This is a genomic window from Herbiconiux sp. VKM Ac-1786 (assembly GCF_015350805.1).
Classification (GTDB): domain Bacteria; phylum Actinomycetota; class Actinomycetes; order Actinomycetales; family Microbacteriaceae; genus Herbiconiux.
In genome coordinates this window covers 464,320-485,394 of the sequence record NZ_JADKSG010000001.1, presented here as the reverse complement: position 1 = coordinate 485,394, position 21,075 = coordinate 464,320, and the positions used below count along the sequence as shown (strand labels likewise).

At 71.5% G+C, this 21,075-nt stretch carries 21 protein-coding genes; 17 read left to right on the top strand and 4 right to left on the bottom strand.

Features of this window, described 5'->3' with window-relative positions; genetic code table 11:
- Positions 1–41: 41 nt before the first annotated feature.
- The 7 genes from ITJ64_RS02355 to ITJ64_RS02325 all read left to right on the top strand — a co-directional run bounded on the left by ITJ64_RS02355 (position 42) and on the right by ITJ64_RS02325 (position 7,648).
- Complete coding sequence (locus ITJ64_RS02355) at positions 42–1,166, top strand: ROK family transcriptional regulator (protein WP_194679217.1); 1,125 nt, start codon at positions 42–44, stop codon at positions 1,164–1,166.
- A 47-nt stretch (positions 1,167–1,213) separates the two neighbouring features.
- Positions 1,214–2,491, top strand: a complete 1,278-nt coding sequence (locus tag ITJ64_RS02350; protein WP_194679216.1) for an extracellular solute-binding protein — start codon at positions 1,214–1,216, stop codon at positions 2,489–2,491.
- A gap of 133 nt (positions 2,492–2,624) precedes the next feature.
- Positions 2,625–3,596 (top strand): carbohydrate ABC transporter permease, encoded by a 972-nt coding sequence (locus tag ITJ64_RS02345; protein WP_194679215.1) that lies wholly within the window; start codon positions 2,625–2,627, stop codon positions 3,594–3,596.
- A complete protein-coding gene (locus tag ITJ64_RS02340) occupies positions 3,593–4,444 on the top strand; it encodes a carbohydrate ABC transporter permease (RefSeq protein ID WP_194679214.1) in 852 nt (283 codons plus the stop codon). The genes ITJ64_RS02345 and ITJ64_RS02340 overlap by 4 nt, the downstream gene beginning before the upstream one ends.
- Entirely contained in the window at positions 4,441–5,916 is a 1,476-nt protein-coding gene (locus ITJ64_RS02335; protein ID WP_194679213.1) for a glycoside hydrolase family 3 protein, read from the top strand. Before ITJ64_RS02340 ends, ITJ64_RS02335 begins: the two co-directional genes overlap by 4 nt.
- A complete protein-coding gene (locus tag ITJ64_RS02330; RefSeq protein WP_194679212.1) occupies positions 5,913–6,872 on the top strand; it encodes an ROK family protein in 960 nt (319 codons plus the stop codon). Before ITJ64_RS02335 ends, ITJ64_RS02330 begins: the two co-directional genes overlap by 4 nt.
- On the top strand, positions 6,860–7,648 hold the full coding sequence (locus tag ITJ64_RS02325) for a glucosamine-6-phosphate deaminase (protein WP_194679211.1): 789 nt from the start codon (positions 6,860–6,862) through the stop codon (positions 7,646–7,648). Before ITJ64_RS02330 ends, ITJ64_RS02325 begins: the two co-directional genes overlap by 13 nt.
- Positions 7,649–7,685: 37 nt before the next feature.
- Here ITJ64_RS02325 and ITJ64_RS02320 read toward each other — a convergent pair whose 3' ends face one another.
- Genes ITJ64_RS02320 through ITJ64_RS02305 form a run of 4 tightly spaced genes read right to left on the bottom strand, consistent with a single transcriptional unit; the run spans position 7,686 to position 11,081 of the window.
- Positions 7,686–8,657 carry a sugar kinase gene (locus ITJ64_RS02320; RefSeq protein ID WP_194679210.1) on the bottom strand — a complete coding sequence of 324 codons (972 nt, stop codon included), beginning with the start codon at positions 8,655–8,657 and terminating at the stop codon, positions 7,686–7,688.
- Positions 8,654–9,289, bottom strand: a complete 636-nt coding sequence (gene eda, locus ITJ64_RS02315) for a bifunctional 4-hydroxy-2-oxoglutarate aldolase/2-dehydro-3-deoxy-phosphogluconate aldolase (protein ID WP_194679209.1) — start codon at positions 9,287–9,289, stop codon at positions 8,654–8,656. The genes ITJ64_RS02320 and eda overlap by 4 nt, the downstream gene beginning before the upstream one ends.
- Entirely contained in the window at positions 9,286–10,059 is a 774-nt protein-coding gene (locus ITJ64_RS02310) for an SDR family oxidoreductase (RefSeq protein ID WP_228507625.1), read from the bottom strand. The genes eda and ITJ64_RS02310 overlap by 4 nt, the downstream gene beginning before the upstream one ends.
- Positions 10,056–11,081, bottom strand: a complete 1,026-nt coding sequence (locus ITJ64_RS02305; protein WP_370544999.1) for a zinc-binding dehydrogenase — start codon at positions 11,079–11,081, stop codon at positions 10,056–10,058. Before ITJ64_RS02305 ends, ITJ64_RS02310 begins: the two co-directional genes overlap by 4 nt.
- A gap of 137 nt (positions 11,082–11,218) precedes the next feature.
- On the opposite strand from ITJ64_RS02305, the gene ITJ64_RS02300 reads away from it, so the two are divergent.
- From ITJ64_RS02300 to ITJ64_RS02255, 10 genes are all read left to right on the top strand, one after another.
- A complete protein-coding gene (locus ITJ64_RS02300) occupies positions 11,219–12,457 on the top strand; it encodes a CaiB/BaiF CoA-transferase family protein (RefSeq protein WP_194679207.1) in 1,239 nt (412 codons plus the stop codon).
- Complete coding sequence (locus ITJ64_RS02295) at positions 12,454–13,602, top strand: extracellular solute-binding protein (RefSeq protein WP_194679206.1); 1,149 nt, start codon at positions 12,454–12,456, stop codon at positions 13,600–13,602. The genes ITJ64_RS02300 and ITJ64_RS02295 overlap by 4 nt, the downstream gene beginning before the upstream one ends.
- The gene (locus ITJ64_RS02290) at positions 13,599–14,054 is read left to right on the top strand and encodes a MaoC/PaaZ C-terminal domain-containing protein (protein WP_194679205.1); all 456 of its coding nucleotides are present in this window, start codon (positions 13,599–13,601) and stop codon (positions 14,052–14,054) included. Before ITJ64_RS02295 ends, ITJ64_RS02290 begins: the two co-directional genes overlap by 4 nt.
- Before the next feature lie 33 nt (positions 14,055–14,087).
- Positions 14,088–15,098 carry a LacI family DNA-binding transcriptional regulator gene (locus ITJ64_RS02285; RefSeq protein WP_194679204.1) on the top strand — a complete coding sequence of 337 codons (1,011 nt, stop codon included), beginning with the start codon at positions 14,088–14,090 and terminating at the stop codon, positions 15,096–15,098.
- 115 nt (positions 15,099–15,213) lie between these two features.
- Positions 15,214–16,098 carry an amidohydrolase gene (locus ITJ64_RS02280; RefSeq protein ID WP_194679203.1) on the top strand — a complete coding sequence of 295 codons (885 nt, stop codon included), beginning with the start codon at positions 15,214–15,216 and terminating at the stop codon, positions 16,096–16,098.
- Positions 16,099–16,229: 131 nt separating this feature from the next.
- A complete protein-coding gene (locus ITJ64_RS02275; RefSeq protein WP_194679202.1) occupies positions 16,230–17,549 on the top strand; it encodes an ABC transporter substrate-binding protein in 1,320 nt (439 codons plus the stop codon).
- Positions 17,550–17,607: 58 nt separating this feature from the next.
- The gene (locus ITJ64_RS02270) at positions 17,608–18,633 is read left to right on the top strand and encodes a carbohydrate ABC transporter permease (RefSeq protein ID WP_370544998.1); all 1,026 of its coding nucleotides are present in this window, start codon (positions 17,608–17,610) and stop codon (positions 18,631–18,633) included.
- On the top strand, positions 18,630–19,580 hold the full coding sequence (locus ITJ64_RS02265; protein ID WP_194679201.1) for a carbohydrate ABC transporter permease: 951 nt from the start codon (positions 18,630–18,632) through the stop codon (positions 19,578–19,580). The genes ITJ64_RS02270 and ITJ64_RS02265 overlap by 4 nt, the downstream gene beginning before the upstream one ends.
- Positions 19,577–20,710, top strand: coding sequence for a Gfo/Idh/MocA family protein (locus ITJ64_RS02260; RefSeq protein ID WP_228507624.1), 1,134 nt, complete (start codon positions 19,577–19,579; stop codon positions 20,708–20,710). Before ITJ64_RS02265 ends, ITJ64_RS02260 begins: the two co-directional genes overlap by 4 nt.
- Positions 20,707–21,030: an L-rhamnose mutarotase gene (locus ITJ64_RS02255; protein WP_194679200.1), complete on the top strand. Its 324-nt coding sequence runs from the start codon at positions 20,707–20,709 to the stop codon at positions 21,028–21,030. The genes ITJ64_RS02260 and ITJ64_RS02255 overlap by 4 nt, the downstream gene beginning before the upstream one ends.
- The last annotated feature ends 45 nt before the right edge of the window (positions 21,031–21,075 follow it).

Genomic DNA, 21,075 nt, shown 5'->3' with positions numbered 1-21,075 from the left:
AAGGCTTGATCGGGATAAGTTCGTAAGCTTTACTAACAAACATGACGGCACTGCGGCCCCTGAGACCCTCCTCCAAGGTGCTCCCGGTCGACGCCCGGGGCCACAACCGCTCCCTGGTGCTCCAGACCCTGTACCGCGAGGGCAGCCGGAGCCGCGCCGACATCGCCCGCGAGACCGCGCTGACCCGGGTCACCGTCAGCGCTCTCGTCGCCGAGCTGATCTCCGACGGACTCGTCGTGGAGCTCGGCCAGCGCGAGGAGACCCGCCCCGGCAAGCCGGCGACGCTGCTCGACCTCGACCGCTCGGCGTTCGTGATCGTGGGGCTCGACCTGTCCGAGCACTCGGTGTTCACCGGTGCGCTGCTCGACCTCGACGGGGCCATCAGCGCCCGGGCCGAGGTCGCGCTCGACGGCAGCACCGGCGACGAGGCGGTCGCCAAGGTCGTGGCGCTGGCCGAGCAGCTGATCGGGCAGGCCACCGCGCCGGTGCTCGGCATCGGCGTGGGCTCACCCGGCGTCGTCGACCTCGGCGGCGTGGTGCTTAGCGCGCCGAACCTCGGCTGGAACGGGATGCCGCTGCAGAGCATCCTGGCCGACCGCTTCGGGGTGCCGGTGCTCGTCGCCAACGACGCCAACGCGGCGGTGCTCGCCGAGCACAGCTTCGGCGGCGCCGACAGCGACGCGATGCTCATCACGATCGGCCACGGCGTCGGCGCCGGCCTGCTGCTCGGCGGCACCCCGCTGTTCGGCAGCCGGTTCGCCGCGGGGGAGATCGGCCACGTCGTGGTGGGAACGGACGGGGGCGCGGTCTGCGCCTGCGGGAAGCGCGGTTGCCTCGAGACGTGGCTGAGCATCCCGAACCTGATCGACCGGTTGGAGGGGGAGCAGGGTGCCGCGCGAACGGCCGTGCTCCAGGAGGCGGGCCAGCGGCTCGGCATCGCCCTCGCGCCGGTGGTGGGAGCGCTCGACCTCAGCGAGGTCATCCTGAGCGGGCCCACCGATCTGCTCGACGGACCGCTGATGGCGGCCACCGTCGAGACCCTGCGCAGCCGCACGATGGCCGAGTTCCACGGCTCTCTGACGCTGCGCATGACGACCCTCGGGCCGGACATCGTCCTGCGCGGGGCGGCCGTGATGGTGCTCTCGGGCCAGCTCGGCGTCTCCTGAAGTACAACAGCACGCACATCCCATCGCCCTAGGAAAGGCAGAACACCATGAGGAAGACGACACTCGCCGTCACCGCCCTCGGCGTCACCGCGGCGCTCGCGCTCGCCGGCTGCGCCGGAGGCTCGTCGGACGACAGCGCGGGAGGCGACGGCACCGCCGACCTCCGCGTCTGGCTGAACGGCACCGACACCCCGCAGGAGGCCCGCGACTACCTGGTCAGCACCTTCGAGAAGGACCACCCGGGCAGCACCCTCACCATCGAGGAGCAGGCCTGGACCGGCCTCGTCGACAAGCTGACGACGAACCTCTCGGGTTCCGACAGCCCCGATGTCGTGGAGGTCGGCAACACCCAGGCGGCCGCCTTCACCTCGGCCGGCGCGTTCCTCGACCTCTCCGACGTGCAGGAGGAGCTCGGCGGCGACGACCTGCTGCCCGGCTTCGTCGAGGCGGGCAGCTACGACGGCAAGCTCTACGCCGCTCCCTACTACTCGGGTGCGCGCCTGGTGTTCTACAAGAAGGACCTGCTCGCGAACGCCGGACTCACCGTGCCGACGACCCTCGACGAGTACGTCTCGAACGGTGTCGCGCTCGCCGCGGCGAACCCCGGCGTCTCGGGCATCTACTTCCCCGGCCAGGACTGGTACAACGCGCTGCCCTACATCTGGGAGAACGGCGGCGAGATCGCCACCCAGGACGGCGACACCTGGACCTCGAGCTTCTCGAGCCCCGAGTCGATCGCCGGCCTGAAGCAGGTGCAGGAGGTCATGACCAAGGCCAGCGTCGCCCCGAAGGACGGCAACGAGACCGACCCGCAGGTGCCGTTCTGCGAGGGCGTCGTCGCGAACCTCTCCGCGCCCAGCTGGGTGAAGGGCTCGATCCTCGCTCCGGCCGACGCGGATGCGCCCGGCTGCCCCGACCAGGAGGCCAACCTCGGCGTCTACGCCCTCCCCGGCATGGACGGCGGAGCCGCCCACGTCTTCGCCGGAGGCTCGAACATCGCCGTCGCCGCGAAGTCTGCCCACCCCGAGCTCGCCACGGATGCGCTCGAGATCATGCTGAGCGACGAGTACCAGTCGATCCTCGGGGAGAACGGCCTCGTGCCGGCCAAGATCTCGCTCGCGTCGACCCTCGGCACCGACGAGGTCGCCACGGCCATCGCCGAGGCCGCGGCCAACGCCAAGCTCACCCCGGCCTCGCCCAAGTGGGCCGACGTCGAGGCCTCGGGCGCTCTGCAGGACTTCTTCGTCAGCATCGCCCAGGGCGGTGACGTCGAGCAGCTCGCGAAGGCCCTCGACGAGAAGATCGACGGGATCCTGAACTCCTAGAAGGGGCTTCGACCAGCCCAACCGGACGGTGGCCGGCGCGGTGCGCGAACACCGCGTCCGGCCCCCGTCGGCCCGATGCCCATCGCCCTAGGAAGGTGGGGGCACAACCGCAATCGTAGTGGGAGTACCGTCTATGACCTCGTCCGTGCTGCTCGTGCGCGAGCACGAATCCGGGGGTGTGCAGGAGCTGCCGCCCGACCCCGGCACGACCCGGCGGAAGCGCGCCCGGTTCACGCCGATCGTGCTGCTGGTGCCGGCCCTGATCATTCTCGCCGCCGTGATCGGCTGGCCGCTCGTGCAGCTGTTCGTTATGTCGTTCCAGGAGTTCGGCCGCGCGCAGGTGTTCGGTGCCGACGCCCCGTTCGTGGGCCTCGACAACTACGCCCGGGTGCTCGGCGACCCGCAGTTCTGGGCGGTGCTCGGCCGCAGCATCCTGTTCTGCGTCGCGAACGTCGTGACGGCGATGGTGCTCGGCACGGCCGTGGCGCTGCTGATGAATCGCGTGAACCGCTTCTTCAAGACCCTCGTCTCGGTGGGCCTGCTGCTCGCCTGGGCGATGCCGGCGCTGACCGCGACGATCGTCTGGGGCTGGATGTTCGACACCCAGTACGGCGTCGTCAACTTCCTGATGGAAGCCGTCAGCGGGCAGGACTTCACCAACCACTCCTGGCTGATCGACCCGTTCTCCTTCTTCGTGGTCGCCACGATCATCGTCACCTGGGGCGCCGTGCCGTTCGTAGCGTTCACGATCTTCGCCGGCCTGACCCAGGTGCCCGACGAGGTGCTCGAGGCCTCCCAGCTCGACGGCGCGGGGGCGTGGCAGCGCTTCCGCCTGATCGTGTTCCCCTACCTCCGCTCGATCTTCGTGGTCGTGATCATCCTGCAGGTCATCTGGGACCTGCGCGTCTTCACGCAGATCTTCGCCCTCCAGGGCATCGGCGGCATCAAGGAGCAGACCTCGACGCTCGGCGTGTACATCTACCAGACGTCCATCGGCGGCGGCGACTACGGCACGGGCGGCGCCATCGCGGTGATCATGGTCATCCTGATGGTGGCGATCTCGGTGTTCTACGTTCGGCGGAGCCTGAGGGAGGAGGAGCAGTGAGCGGCGTGCGCACCAAGCGCAGCACGAGCATCCTGCTCGGGGCCGCGTCGATCGTGGTCTTCGTCTTCTCGGTGTTCCCGGTCTACTGGATGGTCAACACTTCCCTGCAGCCCAACAACGAGATCCGCGGCAGCGTGCCGAACTTCTTCCCGCAGCGCCTCACCACGGCGAACTACGAGACCGTCATCTTCGACCCGGGTCGCGCGCCGTTCCTGCCGGCCCTCGGCAACTCGCTGATGGTCACGATCTCGACCGTGGTGATCGCGCTGGTCTTCGCCTTCCTCGCTTCGCTGGCGGTGACGCGCTACCGCTTCCGCAGCCGCAAGACGTTCATCTTCGCGATCCTGATCATCCAGATGATCCCGGCCGAGGCGATGATCGTCTCGACCTACCGGGTGCTCGACGGCTGGAACCTGCTCAACACCATCGCCGGCCTCACCCTCGTCTACGTCGCGACCGTGCTGCCGTTCACCATCTGGACCCTGCGCGGCTTCGTCAACGGCGTGCCCGTCGAGCTCGAGGAGTCGGCGATGATCGACGGATGCTCGCGCACCGGCGCGTTCTGGCGGATCACCTTCCCCCTGCTGGCGCCGGGCCTCGTCGCGACCGGCGTCTTCGGTTTCATCCAGGCGTGGAACGAGTTCCTGCTCGCGCTCGTGGTGAACTCGCGGCCCGAGATGATGACGCTGCCCGTGTGGCTGCGCACCTTCCAGCAGGTCACCGGCACCACGAACTGGGCGGCGATCATGGCGGGGTCGACGCTGATGGCCATCCCGGTGATCGTGTTCTTCCTGCTGGTGCAGGGGCGCATGACCTCGGGCCTCGTGAGCGGGGCGGTGAAGGGATGAGCGGGCTCCGCTCGAGCATCCTGGGCACGCTGCTGCCCGGGTTCGAGGGCACGACGCTGCCCGAGTGGGTCGAGCGGATGCTCGGCGAGGGCCTCGCGGGCGTGTGCCTGTTCGGCGAGAACATCGTCTCGCCGGCGCAGCTGAAGGCCCTGACGGACGCGATCCGCGCGGCCAACCCTTCGGCGTTGATCGCCATCGACGAGGAGGGCGGCGACGTCACGCGGCTGTTCTACGACCGCGGAGCGCCCTACCCGGGCAACGCCGTGCTCGGCCGCCTCGACGACCTCGGCGCCACCCGCGCGGTCGGCGCCGCGGTCGGGCGGGCGCTCGCCGCGGCCGGCGTGAACCTCGACTTCGCGCCGGACGCCGACGTGAATTCGAACCCGCTGAATCCGGTGATCGGGGTGCGGAGTTTCGGCGCGGATCCCGAGCTCGCCGCGCGGCACGCGGTCGCCTGGACGGAGGGACTGCAGGCCCAGGGCGTCGCCGCATGCCTGAAGCACTTCCCCGGGCATGGGGACACCGCGCAGGACTCGCACCTCGCGCTGCCGACCGTGGACGCGCCCGCCGAGGTGCTGCGCTCGCGCGAGCTCGTGCCGTTCGCCGCGGCCGTGGCGGCCGGCGCGTCCGGGGCCCGCAGCGTGATGACGAGCCACATCGTGCTGTCGCAGCTCGATCCGGGCACACCGGCGACGTTCTCGCGGCCGATCCTCGAGGGCATCCTGCGTGACGAACTCGGGTTCGACGGGGTGATCGTCACCGACGCACTCGACATGGCGGGCGCGAGCGGGTCGATCGGCATCCCGGCGGCCGCCGTCGCGGCGCTCGCCGCGGGCTGCGACCTGCTCTGCATCGGGACGAAGAACACCGGGCCGCAGCTCGACGGGATCGTCGACGCCGTGCAGGCCGCGATCGACGACGGCTCGCTGCCGTCGGCGCGGGTCGAGGAGGCGGCCGGGCGGAACCGTGCGCTGGCCTCCTGGGCGCGCGCAGCGTCGCAGTCGCCATCCTCGTCGGGTGCCGCGATGCCGGATGCCCGTGCCGTCGCCTCCACGTTCGGCTGGACCCCCGAGGCCGACGAGGCGCTGACCGGCCCCGGCTGGACGGTCGTGCGGGTCGACACCGCGGCGAACAGCGCCATCGGCGTGGTGCCGTGGGGGCCGTTCTCCGCGCTCGCCGGGGCGGGCGTGCACCTCCTCGGGCACGAGGTCGTGGAGGCGTCCTGGCGCGACGAGATCGAGGACATTCCCGCGGAGGCATACGTGCTCGTGATCGGTAAGGACAACGAGCGGCGGCCGGAGGTCGTCGCCCTGATCGACACCCTTCGGGCCCGCCATCCGCGGGTCGTGACGGTCGACATGGGCTGGCCGGGCGCCGACCCCCGGTACGCCGGTGTGGCGACCTACGGCGCCTCGGCGCTCGTGGGCGAGGCGCTCGCCGGGGTGCTCGCCGAGCGGGGGGTGCGCTCGTGAGGCTCGGCCTGGACATCGGCGGCACCAAGACCGACGTCGTCGCGGTCGACGACGAGGGCGAGGTGGTCGAGCGGGTGCGGCTCGCCACGGGCTTCGGGCCCGAGGCGGTGGTCGCCACGGCGCTCGCCGGGATCGCCCGGGTCGCCGAGCTCACCGGGCGGGCGCCGACCGACTTCGAGTCGATCGGGGTGGGCATCCCGGGGCAGGTCGACGTCGTCGCCGGAACGGTGTCGCACGCGGTGAACCTCGGCTTCGACGAGCTCTCGCTCGGTGCGCTGCTCGGCGAGCGGCTCGGCTGCCCGGTGAAGGTCGAGAACGACGTGAAGGCTGCCGCTCTCGGCGCCTACCACCTGATGACGGCGCAGCCGCAGCTGACCGCGCGATCCATGGCCTACCTGAATCTCGGCACCGGGCTCGCGGCCGGGCTGGTCATCGACGGCCGGCTCTGGCGGGGTGCCCGCGGGGCGGCCGGGGAGATCGGGCACATCCCGGTCGACCCGAACGGGGTGCTCTGCCCGTGCGGGCAGCGCGGATGCCTCGAGACGGTGGCGTCGGGGAGCGCGATCGCGCGGCAATGGTCCTCGCCCGGCGCGGCCGACCCGATCCCGGCGCGGTCGCTGATGGCCGCTGCGGACGCCGGTGACGCGGAGGCCGTGGCCATCCGCTCGCTGCTCGTCGACAACGTGGCCGCCGCGGTGCGGGTGCTCGTGCTGACGGTGGACGTGGAGATCGTGATGATCGGCGGCGGCCTGTCGAACCTGGGGGAGTGGCTGCTCGACGAGGTGCGGCGGGTTCTGGCATCCTGGGCCGAGGAGTCGCCGTTCCTGGCATCGCTCGGGCTCGAGAGCCGGGTGCTGCTCGTGCCGGCCGGGTTCCCGGCGGCCGCCGTCGGAGCGGCCCTGGTCGGAGCGCCGGCGCTCACCGCTGACGAGAGGGTGCCGACGTGGCAGAAGTGATCGTGGTCGGCAGCCGCCGCGCCGCCGGGGCGCTGGTCGCCGAGGCGATCGAGCGACTGGTGCAGCAGCGGCCGGAGACCGTGCTCGGCCTCGCGACCGGCGACACCCCCCTGCCGGTGTACCGGGCGCTCGCCGAGCGGGTGCGGGCGGGGCTCGACCTCTCGGGGGTGCGCGGGTTCGCGCTCGACGAGTACGTCGGCATCCCGGTGACGCACCCGCAGAGCTACCACTCCGTGATCGCCACGCAGGTGACCGGTCCGCTCGGGCTCGAGCCGGCGGCCGTGCACGTGCCCGACGGCCGACCGCTCGGCATCGAGACGGCGGGGGAGCGCTACGAGGACGCCATCCTGGCGGCCGGCGGCGTCGACCTGCAGCTGCTCGGCATCGGCACCGACGGGCACATCGGCTTCAACGAGCCCGGCTCGTCGTTCGCCTCGCTGACCCGGGTGAAGACGCTCACCCGGCAGACCCGGGAGGACAACGCCCGCTTCTTTGACACAGTCGACGAGGTTCCGGTGCACAGCATCACGCAGGGGCTCGGCACGATCCTGCGGGCACGGCGTCTCGTGCTGCTCGCCTTCGGGCGCGGCAAGGCGCGGGCGGTGGCCGCCGCGGTCGAGGGGCCGCTGACGGCGAGCGTGCCCGCGTCGGCGATCCAGCTGCACCCGCGCGCCACCGTCGTGGTCGACGAGGAGGCGGCGGCCGAGCTCAGCGAGCTCGAGTACTACCGGGAAGCGTTCGCGCAGAAGCCCATCTGGGACCCGGTCATCCTGTGACCGCCCGCGAGGGCGAGCGGGTGGATGCGCGGACGCGTCAGCGCCGCACCGGGTCGACGGCGTCGAAGGCCGCGAGGTCGGCCGGCCGGGCGTAGCCGAGCCAGTCGCTCGGGTGGGTGCAGGCGATCGCGCCGGCGATCGCCGCGGTGCGCACCGCGTCGGCCAAGGGCGCGCCCTCGAGTCGGCGGGCCAGGTAGGCGGCCGTGAACGCATCGCCCGCGCCGACCGTGTCGACCACCGGCACCGCGAAGGCGGCCTGGTGCACGACCTCGCCACCGGCCGAGGCGCTGGCACCGAGCGGACCGCGCTTGACGACCGCCTCGCGCGGACCGAGGTCGCGCAGGGCCTCGAGCAGCGCCGTCGGGTCGTCGACGGCGGTCGGCGATCCGGTGATCAGCCGTGCCTCGTCGTCACCCGCGATCACGATGTCGCACCGGGCGGCCAGCGATCGCAGCACCGGCGCCGGATCCTCGGCCGGCCAGAGCGACGCGCGCAGGTTCACGTCGAACGACACGGCGCAGCCCGCCGCCCGGGCGAGCTCGACGGCCGCGAAGGCGGTCTCGCGCGCCGACGCCGAGAGCGCCGGGGTGATCCCCGTCAGGTGCAGCAGCGCGTGCTGGGCGAAGTCGATCCGGTCGAGGTCGGCCGGGGTCAGGCGGCTGCCCGCGCTCCCCGCCCGGTAGTAGGTCACGGCCGTGCGGCCGGCGTGCGGGGTGTTCTTGATCATCAGCCCGGTGGGGGCGGCCGCGTCCACGATCGCCACGACGTGCACGCCCTCGGCGCGCAGCTCGCCCGCGACCCGCCTCCCGAGGGCGTCGTCGCCGACCCGGCCGAGCCACGTGGCGTCGACCCCGAGGCGCGTCAGCCCCACGGCGACGTTGCCCTCGGCGCCGCCGGTCTCGATCCGTGCGGTCGCGAGGTGCTCCAGCCCGGCGACCCCGTCGCCCCGGATCAGCGCCATGCTCTCCCCGAGCGTCACCACTCCGCGCGTCACCACTCCCCGCGTCATCGCGCCACCCCGTCCAGCGAGTCGACGGCGGCGCGCGACAGCTCGGCGATGCGGCCGAAGTCGCCCGCCGCGATCGCGTCGCGGGGCACCATCCAGCTGCCGCTGATCGCGAAGACGGCCGGATGCGCGGCCCACGCCGCAGCCGAGGCTGCACTCACCCCACCGCTCGGCAGGAACCGAACCCCGGGGAACGGCCCCACCAGCGCGTCGAGGTAGTCGGTGCCGCCGAGCGCGCCGGCGGGATAGAGCTTCACGTGGTCGACGCCCGCGCGGAGCGCCCGCGAGATCTCGGTGGGCGTCGCGACGCCCGGCACGACGTCGAGCCCACGGTCGGTGCCGAGGGTCACGATCTCCTCGTCGAACCCGGGCGCGACCGCGAAGCGAGCCCCGGCGTCGGCGGCCGCGTGCAGCTGCGACGGCGTGATCACCGTGCCGACCCCCGCGACGAACCCCGGCACCGCCGAGGCCGCGGCGAGGGCGTCGAGCGCCGCCGGGGTGCGCAGGGTGAACTCCGCGCAGCCGATCCCGCCCGACAGCAGCGCCTCGGCGAGCCCCACCGCGTGCGCGGCGTCGTCGATGACGACGACCGGCACGATCCGCTGCCCGGCGAGCGACGCCGGAGCGCCGCTCATCGGCCGAGCCAGCCGCCGTCGACGGGCAGCGTGATGCCGTCGACGTAGTCGGACGCGCGGGAGGCCAGGAACACCGTGGCGCCGGCCAGGTCGGAGGCCTCGCCCCAACGCCCGGCCGGGATGCGGTCGAGGATCGACTGCGAGCGCGACGGGTCGGCCCGCAGCGCCGCGGTGTTGTCGGTCGCGATGTAGCCGGGAGCGATGGCGTTCACGTTGACGCCCCGCGCCGACCACTCGTTCGACAGCGCCTTGGTCAGTCCGGCGATGCCGGACTTGGCCGCGGTGTAGCCCGGCACGTTGATGCCGCCCTGGAAACTGAGCAGGGACGCCGTGAAGATCACCTTGCCGCGGCCGCGGTCGAGCATCCGTCGCCCCACCGCCTGCGTCAGCCGGAACTGGCTCGACAGGTTGATCTCGAGCACCCGGTACCACGAGTCGAGCGGATGCTCGGCCGCCGGCGATCGCTCGATGGTGCCCGCGTTGTTCACCAGCACGTCGATGTCGCGCTCGGCGAGGGCTGCCCCGAGGGCGTCGACCGCGGACGGGTCGGCGAAGTCGCACGCGAGCCCCTCGAACCGCCGCCCGGTCGCCTCGACGGCGGCGCCGACCTCGCTGCCGGAAGCCGGCAGCGTCGTGCTCACGCCGATGATGTCCGAGCCGGCCTCGGCGAGGGCCACCGCCATCGCGCGGCCGATGCCCCGGCTCGCTCCGGTGACGACGGAGGTGGTTCCTTCGAGGGAGAACAGCCCGCTCAGGCCCGGCCCGCTCATGCCTTGCCCGCCACGTCGACGAGGATCTTCATGGCCCGGCCGCTCTCGAGCTCCTCGAGCGCGGCCTGGGTCTCGGCGAGCGGCACGCGGCTCGTGATGAGCACCTCGGCCGGCACGGTTCCGTCGGCCACCAGCTCGACGGCGCGCTCGAAGTCGGTGCGCTGGTAGACGCGCGCGCCCCGGATGGTCAGTTCGCGCCAGAACACCCGCTGCAGGTCGATCTCGCGCGGGGTCGGGTGGATGGCGACGACCACGAGCGTGCCCCGCACCTTCGCAAGCGCGGTCGCGCCGAGTACCGCGGCGGCCGCGCCGGAGACCTCGAACACGACGTCGGCGCCGACGCCGTCCGTCCACTCCTCGACCCAGGCGGTCTGTTCGACCGCGCGCGGGTCGACGGTGGTGAAGCCGAGGGCCGCGACCTGCTCCCGGCGCCCGCCGTCGAGCTCGATCACGGCGACCTCGGCCCCGATCGAGCGGGCGACCGTGGCGATCAGCACGCCGATCGGGCCGCCGCCGATGACGACCGCCTTCTCGCCGGCCTTCAGCTCGGCGCGGCGCACGTCGTGCACGGCGACGGCGACGGGCTCGACGAGGGCCGCATGGTCGAGCCGGATGCCCGCCGGCAGCGCCACGAGCGTCGACGCCGGCACGTTCCAGAGCGGCTGCAGCGCACCGGGCGAGTCGATGCCGATGAAGTCGAGGTTCTGGCAGATGTGCTCGTTGCCCGCGAGGCAGGCGGGGCAGGTGCCGTCCCAGTCCAGGGGCATGACGGTGACGGGGTCGCCGATCGACCAGCCGGTGACGCCCTCGCCGAGCGCGGCGATCTCCCCGCTCATCTCGTGCCCGAACACCAGCGGGGTGCCGACCCGCGCATCCATCGACCCGTGGAAGATGTGCAGGTCGGTGCCGCAGAGGCCGACGTGCGAGACCGCGATCTGCACGGAGCCGGGCGGCGGGGGAGGAGTGGTCTCCGCCTCGGCGATCTCGATGGTGCGGTTGCGCACGTACCTGGCAGTCAGCACTGACTCGTCCTTCCGTCGTCGGAGGTCGTGCGCCGCGGGCCCTGGAGCCTCGCCTTGCGCAACGACACCTCGCGACACTAGCATGAGCAAACGATTGAGCAAAGGGCTCGCCGCAACGATGCGGACAGGGAGACGACGTGACGACTGCACGAGGAGCACTGCCGCTGGACGGCATTCTCGTTCTCGATTTCAGCCAGTTCCTGGCGGGGCCGGTGGCGGCAATGAGGCTCGCCGACCTCGGCGCCCGGGTGATCAAGGTGGAGCGGCCGGGCTCCGGCGACATCGGCCGCACGCTCGCCTTCGCGGGCCGCACGGCCGACGGCGACACCGTCTCGTTCCACGCGATGAACCGCAACAAGGAGTCGATCACCGCCGACCTGAAGAAGTCGGACGACCTCGCCTACGTCAAGGAGCTGGTGGCGAAGGCCGACGTGCTCATCCAGAACTTCCGGCCGGGGGTGATGGAGCGGATCGGGCTCGACTACGAGTCGGTGCGCGAGCTCAACCCCTCGATCGTCTACGCGAGCGCCACGGGCTACGGCTCCGAGGGACCCTGGGCGACGCGCCCCGGTCAGGACCTGCTGGCCCAGTCGGTCTCGGGGCTGCCGTGGCTGAGCGGTTCGGCCGCCGACGGGCCCGTGCCGGTCGGCCTCTCGATCGCCGACCACCTGCTGAGCTGCCACATCGCGCAGGGGGCGACCGCGCTGCTCGTGCGGCGGTTCCGCACCGGCGAGGGCGGCCTCGTCGAGTCGAGCCTGCTCGAGGCGATGCTCGACCTGCAGTTCGAGCTGCTGAGCGTGCGGCTGAACGACGACTCCATCGCGGTGAAGCGCCACGGCGAGCACTCGGCGCACGCGTTCCTCGCGGCGCCCTACGGCACCTACCCCACGCTCGACGGGTACATCGCGCTCGCGATGAACCCCATCCCGAAGCTGGGTGAGCTGCTCGAGCTGCCCGAGCTGACCGGCATGGTCGATCCGCAGCAGGCGTGGGACGAGCAGGAGCGCATCGAGGCGCTGCTCGCCGAGCGCTTCGCGACCGGCAGCACCGAGCACTGGCTCGGCATCCTCGACGCGGCCGACGTGTGGTGCGCACCGGTGCTGACGCTCGACGAGCTGCTCGACAGCGAGGGGTTCGCCGCCATCCGGATGACGCAGGAGGTGGAGCGGCGCGGCACCACCCTGACCACGACCCGCAGCCCGCTGCGCGTGGACGGCCAGATCCTCAGCAGCCGCAAGGCCGCCCCGCTGCTCGGCGAGGACGACGAGCGGGTGCGCGCCGAGTTCCCCGACGCCGGGCGCGCCCCGGCACGCGACGCGAGCAGCACCGCCGACCTCGACGCCGCCCGCGCCGTGGCGCCCGAGGCCACCGCATGACCGTCACCCTCCGCGGCATGACCTGGGAGCACGCCCGCGGACACGGCAGCGTCGTCGCGGCCGCCGAGGCCTACCGCGCCATCGCCCCCGACGTCGAGGTCGTCTGGGAGTACCGCTCCCTCCAGGCCTTCGCTGACTATCCGCTCGACAAGCTGACCGACCGCTACGACCTCCTGGTGATCGACCACCCGCACATCCCGATCGCCGCGGTCGAGGGCCTGTTCGCCCCGCTCGACGGAACCGGCCACGACGACGAGCTCGAGCTGCTCGCCCGGCAGTCCGTCGGCGCCTCCCACCGCTCCTACTCCTACGCCGGACGCCAGTGGGGGCTCGCGAGCGACGCCGCCGCCCAGGTCTCGGCCTACCGTCCCGACCTGATCGACGGCCCGCCCGAGGACTGGGACGCCGTGCTCGCGCTCGCCGAGGAGGGCCGCGTGCTCTGGCCCTACAAGCCGGTCGACGCGTTCTCGAGCCTCGTCACCGTCGCCTCCGGCCTGGGGGAGGAGCCGATGCGCACGCCCGGCGTGTTCCTCGGCGCCGAGACGCTGGGTGCCGCGATGGGGGTGCTCCGCCGACTCGCCGCCCTCGTGCCGCGCGAGAACGCCGGCTGGAACCCGATCCAGGTCGCCGACGCCCTGAGCGAGGGCGACCGCTGGGCCTACTCGCCGCTGCTGTTCGGCTACACGAACTACAGCCGCGCCGGCTTCCGGATGCACCGACTGACGTACGCCGACATCCCCCGCTCGCGGAACGGGGTGCGGGGTTCGCTGCTCGGCGGCGCCGGCATCGCGGTGTCGGCCTCGACCGAGCATCCGGTCGAAGCCATCGCCCACGCCTTCTGGCTCGCCTCGGCCGCGGTGCAGGAGGGCGTCTACTACGACGGCGGCGGCCAGCCCGGCAACGCCGTCGCCTGGGAGAGCGAGCGCACCAACGCCGACAGCCTCGACTTCTTCCGCGGCACCCGGGCCACCCTCGAGGGCGCGTACCTGCGCCCCCAGCACCCGCACTACATCGAGCTGCAGAACGAGGCGTCGGAGCACGTCACCGCTGCCCTCCTCGGCGAGCTCGACGACGACGAGCTGCGCCGCCTCCTCGACGAGGCCGTCGTGCGCCATCTGACCCCTGAGCAGGAGACCCCCGCATGAGCACCGTCGACCGCTACTACGACGACATCGCGATCGGCGAACGCCGCGACACCACCGGCCGCACCATCACCGAGGCCGACATCGTGCTGCACGCCGGCCAGACCGGCGACTTCTTCCCGCACCACATGGACGCCGAGTGGATGGCCACCCAGCCGGCCGGGCAGCGCATCGCCCACGGCACGCTGATCCTCTCGGTCGCGGTGGGCATGACGGCGGGCGACATCAACCCGCAGGCGATGAGCTACGGCTACGACCGCATCCGCTTCATCAAGCCGGTGTTCATCGGCGACACCATCCGCGTCAGCGCCGAGATCGTCGAGAAGGCCCCGCACGCGAAGCGGCCCGAGGAGTTCGGCTACGTGCACGAGCTGGTCACCGTCACGAACCAGCGGCAGGAGACCGTGCTCGTGCTCACGCACCTCTACCTGGTGTCGGTGCGCGCGTCCGCCTGAGGCGGCCGCGCGGGCTGAACCTAGACTGAGCGCATGGCGACCCTCAGCGACGTGGCGACCATGGCGGGGGTCTCCGTCTCGGCCGTCTCGCGCGTGCTCACCGGGGCGGCGGATGCCCGGGTCAGCGACGCGACCCGCAAGCGCATCACCGACGCCGCCCGCGAGCTCGACTACCGCCCCAACTACGCCGCCCGCGCGCTGAAGTTCTCGCGCACCAACGTGGTCGCCCTCGTGGTGCCCGACCTCACGAACGCCATCGTCAGCGAGCTGATGCGCGGCGTCGAGGACGAGGGCTACGACAAGAAGTACATGGTGCTGCTCGCCCGCGCCGAGAGCGAGCTCGAGGAGTACGCGCTGCCCCGCCTGATCAAGGAGGGCCGCATCGACGGAGCCCTCGTGCAGGCCGCCGACGCGATGGAGCCCGCCGAGCTGAGCGAGCAGATCGACAGCCGCCTGCCCGTCGTCTACGTCAACTCCAACCACCCCGCCGACGGCGGCTACGTCGACCTCGAGGACGAGCTCGGCACCCGCATCGCCACCCGGCACCTGATCGGGCAGGGGCACAAGCGCATCGCCTTCGTGGGCGGCCTGCCCTCCTCGGTCACCGGCCGGCGCCGGGAGCAGGGCTTCCGCGACGAGATGGCGAGCGCCCGGCTGCCCGTCGACGAGCGCTTCGTCACCTCCCTCGGCTACGAGCTCGTCGTGGGCCGGGCGGCGGTCGGCCCCCTGCTCGACGCGGATGCGCGGCCCACCGCCATCGTCGTGGCCAACATCAACGCGGGCTTCGGCGTGCTGCTCGAACTGCGCAGTCGCGGCGTGAGTGTGCCGCACGACATCTCCGTGGTGGCGATCCACGACGCGTGGACGGCCGACAACTCCTGGCCGCCGCTGACGACCGTGAAGATGCCGCGGTACGAGCTCGGCCGGCGGGCGATGGCGGCGCTCTACGACCGCATCCACGGGGGCACGGTGCCGCGGCTCGTGGTCTCCGACCCGGCGCCGCAGCTGATCATCCGCGAGTCGACGGTCGCGCCGCGGCCCTGACCGTCGCGCCGTCTATCGCCGCGTGGCACTCGACGCGGTGCCGAGTGTCGTGAACAATCGATTGTGCAGATCCGGGCCGCAGTCGCTGCCCGGAGGAGTTCGAGGAGGAACCCCCATGACCTTTCCCGTCATCGACGCCCACCAGCACGTCTGGGACCCGGCCCGCGCGGAGTACGGCTGGCTCGGTCCGCAGCACGCGCCGATCGACGGCGCCATGTCCTTCGAGCAGCTGCAGCCCGAGCTGGAGGCGGCCGGCGTCGCGTACACGGTGCAGGTGCAGTCGGCCGACAACAGCGCCGACACGGCGGTGATGCGGGAGTCGGCGGCCGCGCATCCGGAGGTCGCCGGCATCGTCGGCTGGGTGCCGCTCGACCGGCCCGAGGAGGCCGCCGCGATGCTCGAGGGGTGGCGCGGGGACAGCCTGATGGTGGGGGTGCGGAACCTCATCCACGACCGCGCCGACGCCGACTGGCTGCTGCGCCCCGAGGTCGACGAGGGCCTCGGCGTGCTGGAGCAGGCGGGGCTGCCGTTCGACGTGGTGGCCGTGCTGCCGCGCCATCTGGAGCTGGTCCCGATCATCGCCGAGCGGCACCCGCGGCTGCGGATGGTGATCGATCACCTCTCGAAGCCGCCGATCGGGCTCGACTCGTGGGAGCCGTGGTCGACCCTGATCGCCGAGGCTGCCGCCGTGCCGACCGTCTTCGGCAAGGTGAGCGGTCTCTACTCGGCGACCGGTGACGAGGGGGCGTGGACGACCGACACCGTGCGGCCCGCGTTCGAGCGGGCGCTCGAGGTGTTCGGCGTCGAGCGCCTGATGTACGGCGGCGACTGGCCGATCTCGGTGCTCGCCGGCGGCTACACGCGGGTCTGGCAGGGTCTGCAGCCGCTGTTCGCCGAGCTCGCCGAGGGCGATCGGGAGCAGCTCCTGGGCCGCACCGCGGCGCGGTTCTACGCCCTCGACCCGGCCAGGATCGGCCTGACGGGCGACGCACCGAATTGATTTGAGCAAACGTTTGACTAGGGCCCCTCGATCGGGATAACGTGACACCGGCACCAAGCGGGGAATCCCGTTCGCCAGGCAAACCGCAGTGTTCGGCCCCTTGCCCGCACTGCTCTCAACAGGGAGTGTCAATGAAGACAACAAGATTCCTCACAGCAGGTGTCGCCCTTGCCGCAACCGCCCTTCTGATGGCGGGCTGCGCGAGTGGTGGAACCACGACGACCGGGGGCGCTCAGACCGACTCCGGCGGCAAGATCACGGTCTGGGTCGACCCGCCCCGGGTGCCCGCGGCCGAGGCCTTCAAGGAGGCCTACCCCGACATCGAGATCGACATCGTGCAGATCGATGGAACGGTCGGAGGCCAGACCGTGCGTCAGGCCTTCGCGAACTTCGACTCGGCCGGAAAGGGCTGGCCCGACGCCATCTTCTTCCCCTCGAACGACGACATCGCCTGGGCGACCAACTCCACGAGCAACTACGCCGCCGACCTCGGCGAGCTGATGCCCGACACGATCGAGGGCTACGACCCCGCGGTCATCTCGTTCTGCGACATCGACGGAGCCATCCGCTGCCTGCGCAACGACGCCGCCCCCGACGTGTTCTGGTACAACAAGGCCTTCTTCGACGAGAAGGGCTACACCGTGCCCACCACGTGGGAGGAGTACGGCGAGCTGTCCGTGAAGATCGCCCAGGAGAACCCGGGCAAGATCTCGGGCTTCCTCGGTGACGCCTACGCGGTCAACCGCTATCTGCAGGCCGCGGGCTGCCCCACGAACGACCGCGTCTCGGAGTCGGAGGCGCACATCGACCTCTCCGACCCGAACTGCGTGCGCGCCACCGAGCTGCTCGACCAGATGCAGGCCGGCGGAGCCCTCTCCACCCAGGGCATCTTCGACGGCGACGCCGCCGAGGCCGGCGCCAACCTGGTGATGAGCCCCGGGGCCGTGTGGTGGGGCAACTACCTCTTCCGTGACACCTGGAAGATCCCGGCCGGTCAGATGACCGCGGTCGCCCCGCTGAAGTGGGACGGCGACTCGAAGCCCTCGACCGGCAACGAGGGCGGCGGCCTCTGGGGCGTCTCCTCGCACATCACCGGCAAGCAGCTCGAGAACACGCTCACCTTCGCGAAGTTCGTCGCCACCGACCCGCGTTGGCAGGTCGACCTGAGCACGGGCCTGCCCGGCTACGGCCCGGTGCAGGAGGACTGGCTGGCGAAGATCGCCGACGACGCCTACTTCGCCGACGTCGCGACCACCCAGGACGCGTTCAAGAGCGCCCTCGGCGTGGTTCAGCCCTACTCGTACATGCTGTACGACACCGGTTCGGTCTGGACCCAGACGGTGCCCTCGACGCTGATCGGCGGCGGTTCCGCCACCGAGGCGATCAAGGCGTTCGGCGACGAGCTCGTCAACCAGGCCAAGTCCGTCGGCTACACGGTCGTGGCCGAGTAGCCGAACACCGAGCGGGCGGGCGCCGGCCACGTGCCGGCGCCCGCCACAGGGGAACAACGTGACCAATCACCTCCTGGAGGAGCGCGCGAGAACCGCGACGCCCTCCGACACCAGCGGCGCGGGCCCGGCCGCCCGCCGCCGCCGCAGCTCGTGGCTCCGCCGCGACGAGACCCTCGGGGCCTGGGTGCTGCTGGCGCCCTACACCGTGCTCTTCCTCGTCGCCGCGGCCATCCCGATCGGCTACGCCTTCGTCATCAGCCTGCAGCGGGCACCGTCGCTGGTGAACCCGACCTCGGGCTTCGGCGGCTTCGAGTCGTTCGCCACCGTGGTGGGCGACTACCGCTTCTGGTCGACGTTCATCAACATCTTCACGCTGATGGCGATCTGGCTGCCGATCATGATCGTCGGCATCGTCGCCCTGGCGCTGCTCATCCACGCCAGCCCCGGCCGCTTCGGCGGGGCCATGCGCTTCGTCTACTACATCCCGGGCGCCCTCGGCGGCATCGCCAACTTCGTGCTCTGGGTGTACCTGATCGACCCGGTCAACTCGCCCATCGCGTTCCTCTGGCAGGGGCTCGGCGCGAGCACCTACAAAGAGGTCATCACCCCGGGCAACATGCCCTTCATCCTCACCGCGATGCTCTTCTTCCAGGGCATCGGCACCTGGATCGTGGTCGTCAACGGCGGCCTGAACGGCATCTCCGACGAGGTGCTCGAGGCGGCCCGGATCGACGGGGCGAACGCCTGGCAGCTCGCCTGGCACGTCAAGCTCCCGCTGATCCGCCCCTGGGTCGGCTACGCCGCCCTGATGAACCTGGCCTACGGCTTCCAGCTCTTCCTCGAGCCCTATCTGCTGAGGCAGATCTCCTCGGGCTCGGTGGTCGCCGAATGGGCGCCCACGCAGCTGGGCTACGCGTTCGCGTTCACCAACCGCAACTTCCCCGCCGCGGCCGCGCTGTCGATCATCCTGCTGCTGATCACGCTCGGCATCGGCCTGATCATCGTGACCCGCAGCGGCCTGTTCGGCGACGAGGCGCGCACCCGCACGACCCGCGCCCAGCGCAAGGCGAGGAGAACCGCATGACCCGCGTCAGCCCGAACCGCGTCAGCGACGTCACCCGCGTCGTCGGCTCCCACCGGTGGAACGCCGGCCGCATCGCCCGCATCGTCGTGATGGTCGTGATCGCGGCGGCCTTCCTGCTGCCGATCATCGGCTTCATCGCCCTCGCCTTCGGCAGCCAGGAGAACATCGAGTCCGGCACCAGCGGCTTCCTCAACCTCGGCGGCATGTCGTGGGAGAACATCGTCTACAGCTGGAACCAGATCACCGGCTTCGGCCCCGGCAACGGCGGGCTCTTCCAGCAGTGGATGATCAACTCCGCCATCGTCTCGGTCGGCGGCGCGGCGCTCGCGCTGGTCGCGGCCATCCCGGCGGGCTACGCGTTCGCCCGGCTGCGCTTCCGCTTCCGCAAGGCCTTCCTGATGGCGACGCTGCTCGCCATGGTGATGCCGAACACCGTGCTGGTCATCCCGATCTTCCTCGAGGTGAACGCCATCAACGCGGTGGGCCAGCTCTGGCCGGTCGCCGTGATCATGGGCTTCTACCCGTTCGGCGTCTACCTGTCGTACATCCACTTCATGACGACGATGCCGCACGAGCTGGTCGAGGCGGCGCGCATCGACGGGCTGAGCGAGCTGCGCACCTTCTTCGAGATCGCGCTGCCCATCTCGAAGCAGGCCATCGCGCTGGTCGCGTTCTTCAGCTTCGTGGCGAACTGGACGAACTTCTTCCTGCCGCTCGCGCTGCTCACCTCGAGCCAGCAGAACAAGACCATCTCGATCGGCATCCAGGAGCTCATCGGCGCCAGCCCCCTGTTCAACGCCACCGTGGCGGCCGGCCTCGACGTGAAGCTCTACCTGCCGCAGCTCGCGCTGGCGACGGTCATCTCGATGGTGCCGCTGCTGGCGATGTTCATCGGGGCCCAGCGCTTCCTGGTGCGGGGCCAGACCATCGGGGCGGTGAAGGGATGAGCGACGAGCGGATGCACGGCGACCTGCCCGACCGCGACGACCTGCCCGAGCGCCACCCGGCCGCGGCCTACACGCTCCGGCTGCCCGAGCATCCGAGACCCATCGTGGTCATCGGCGCCGGCGGCATCGTCAAGGACGCCCACCTCCCGGCCTACCGCAAGGCGGGCTACCCGGTCTGGGGCATCGTCAACCGCACGGTGCAGAGAGCGGATGCCCTCGCCGCCGAGTTCGGCATCGAGCACGTCTTCGGCACCGTCGAGGCGGCCGTCGCCGAGGCCCCGGCCGACGCGGTCTACGACATCGCGCTGATGCCGGAGCAGTACGAGGCAGCCCTCGAGGCCCTGCCCGACGGGGCCCCCGTGCTCATCCAGAAGCCGCTCGGCCACAGCCTCGAGCAGGGGGAGGCGCTCGCCGCGCTCTGCCGGCGGAAGGGTCTCGTGGCCGCGGTCAACACCCAGCTCCGCTTCGCGCCCTACGTCGCCGAGGCCAGGCGGCTGATCGCCGCGGGCGCCATCGGCGAGGTGCACGACATGGAGGTGCGCGTGTCCGTCGACACCCCATGGCACCTCTTCCCGCACGTGTTCGGGATGGAGCGGCTCGAGCTGACCATGCACAGCGTGCACTACCTCGACCTCGTGCGCTCGTTCTTCGGCGACCCCGACGGCGTCAGCGCCGTGACGAGACGCCACCCCGCGAAGCCCGACGTCGCCACGACGCGGTCCACGATCATCCTGCGCTATCGCGGCCGCGAGCTGCGGGCCGTCGTGAGCACGAACCACGACCACGACTACGGGCCCTCCCACGAGGAGAGCTTCATCAAGTGGGAGGGCACGAAAGGCGCGATCCGCGCGCAGCTCGGCCTGCTGCTCGACTACCCGCGGGGCCGCGAGGACGCGCTGGAGCTCGCCGTCGCCGGCGAGAAGGGCTGGACGCCGCTGCCGTTCGAGGGCTCGTGGTTCCCCGACGCCTTCATCGGCTCGATGGGCGCCCTTCAGCGCTACGTCGAGGGCTCGGTCGACGCGCTGCCCACCTCGGTGGAGGACGTGCTGCACACCATGGCGGTCGTCGAGGCCGCCTACGAGTCGGACGAGCGCGAGGGCGTGCCGCTCCGCGTGGCGGTGGCCTCGTGAAGCGCGTCGCGTCGGTGATCGGGCTGCCGCCCGAGAACCGCGAGGAGTACGAGGCCTATCACGCGGCCGTCTGGCCCGAGGTGCTCGCCCGGCTCGCGGAGAGCAACGTGCACAACTACTCGATCTACCGCTTCGGGGCGATGCTCTTCTCCTACTTCGAGTACACCGGCGACGACTACGAGACCGACATGGCCGCGATCGCCGCCGACGAGGCGACGAAGCGCTGGTGGGCCGTGCAGGAGCCGCTGCAGCGTCCGCTCGAGAGCCGGGCGCCGGGGGAGTGGTGGCAGGAGCTCCCCGAGATCTTCCACACCGACTGACCCGCACACCCCTACTTTCTCCACCCCTTCGACCGAACGGTTCAC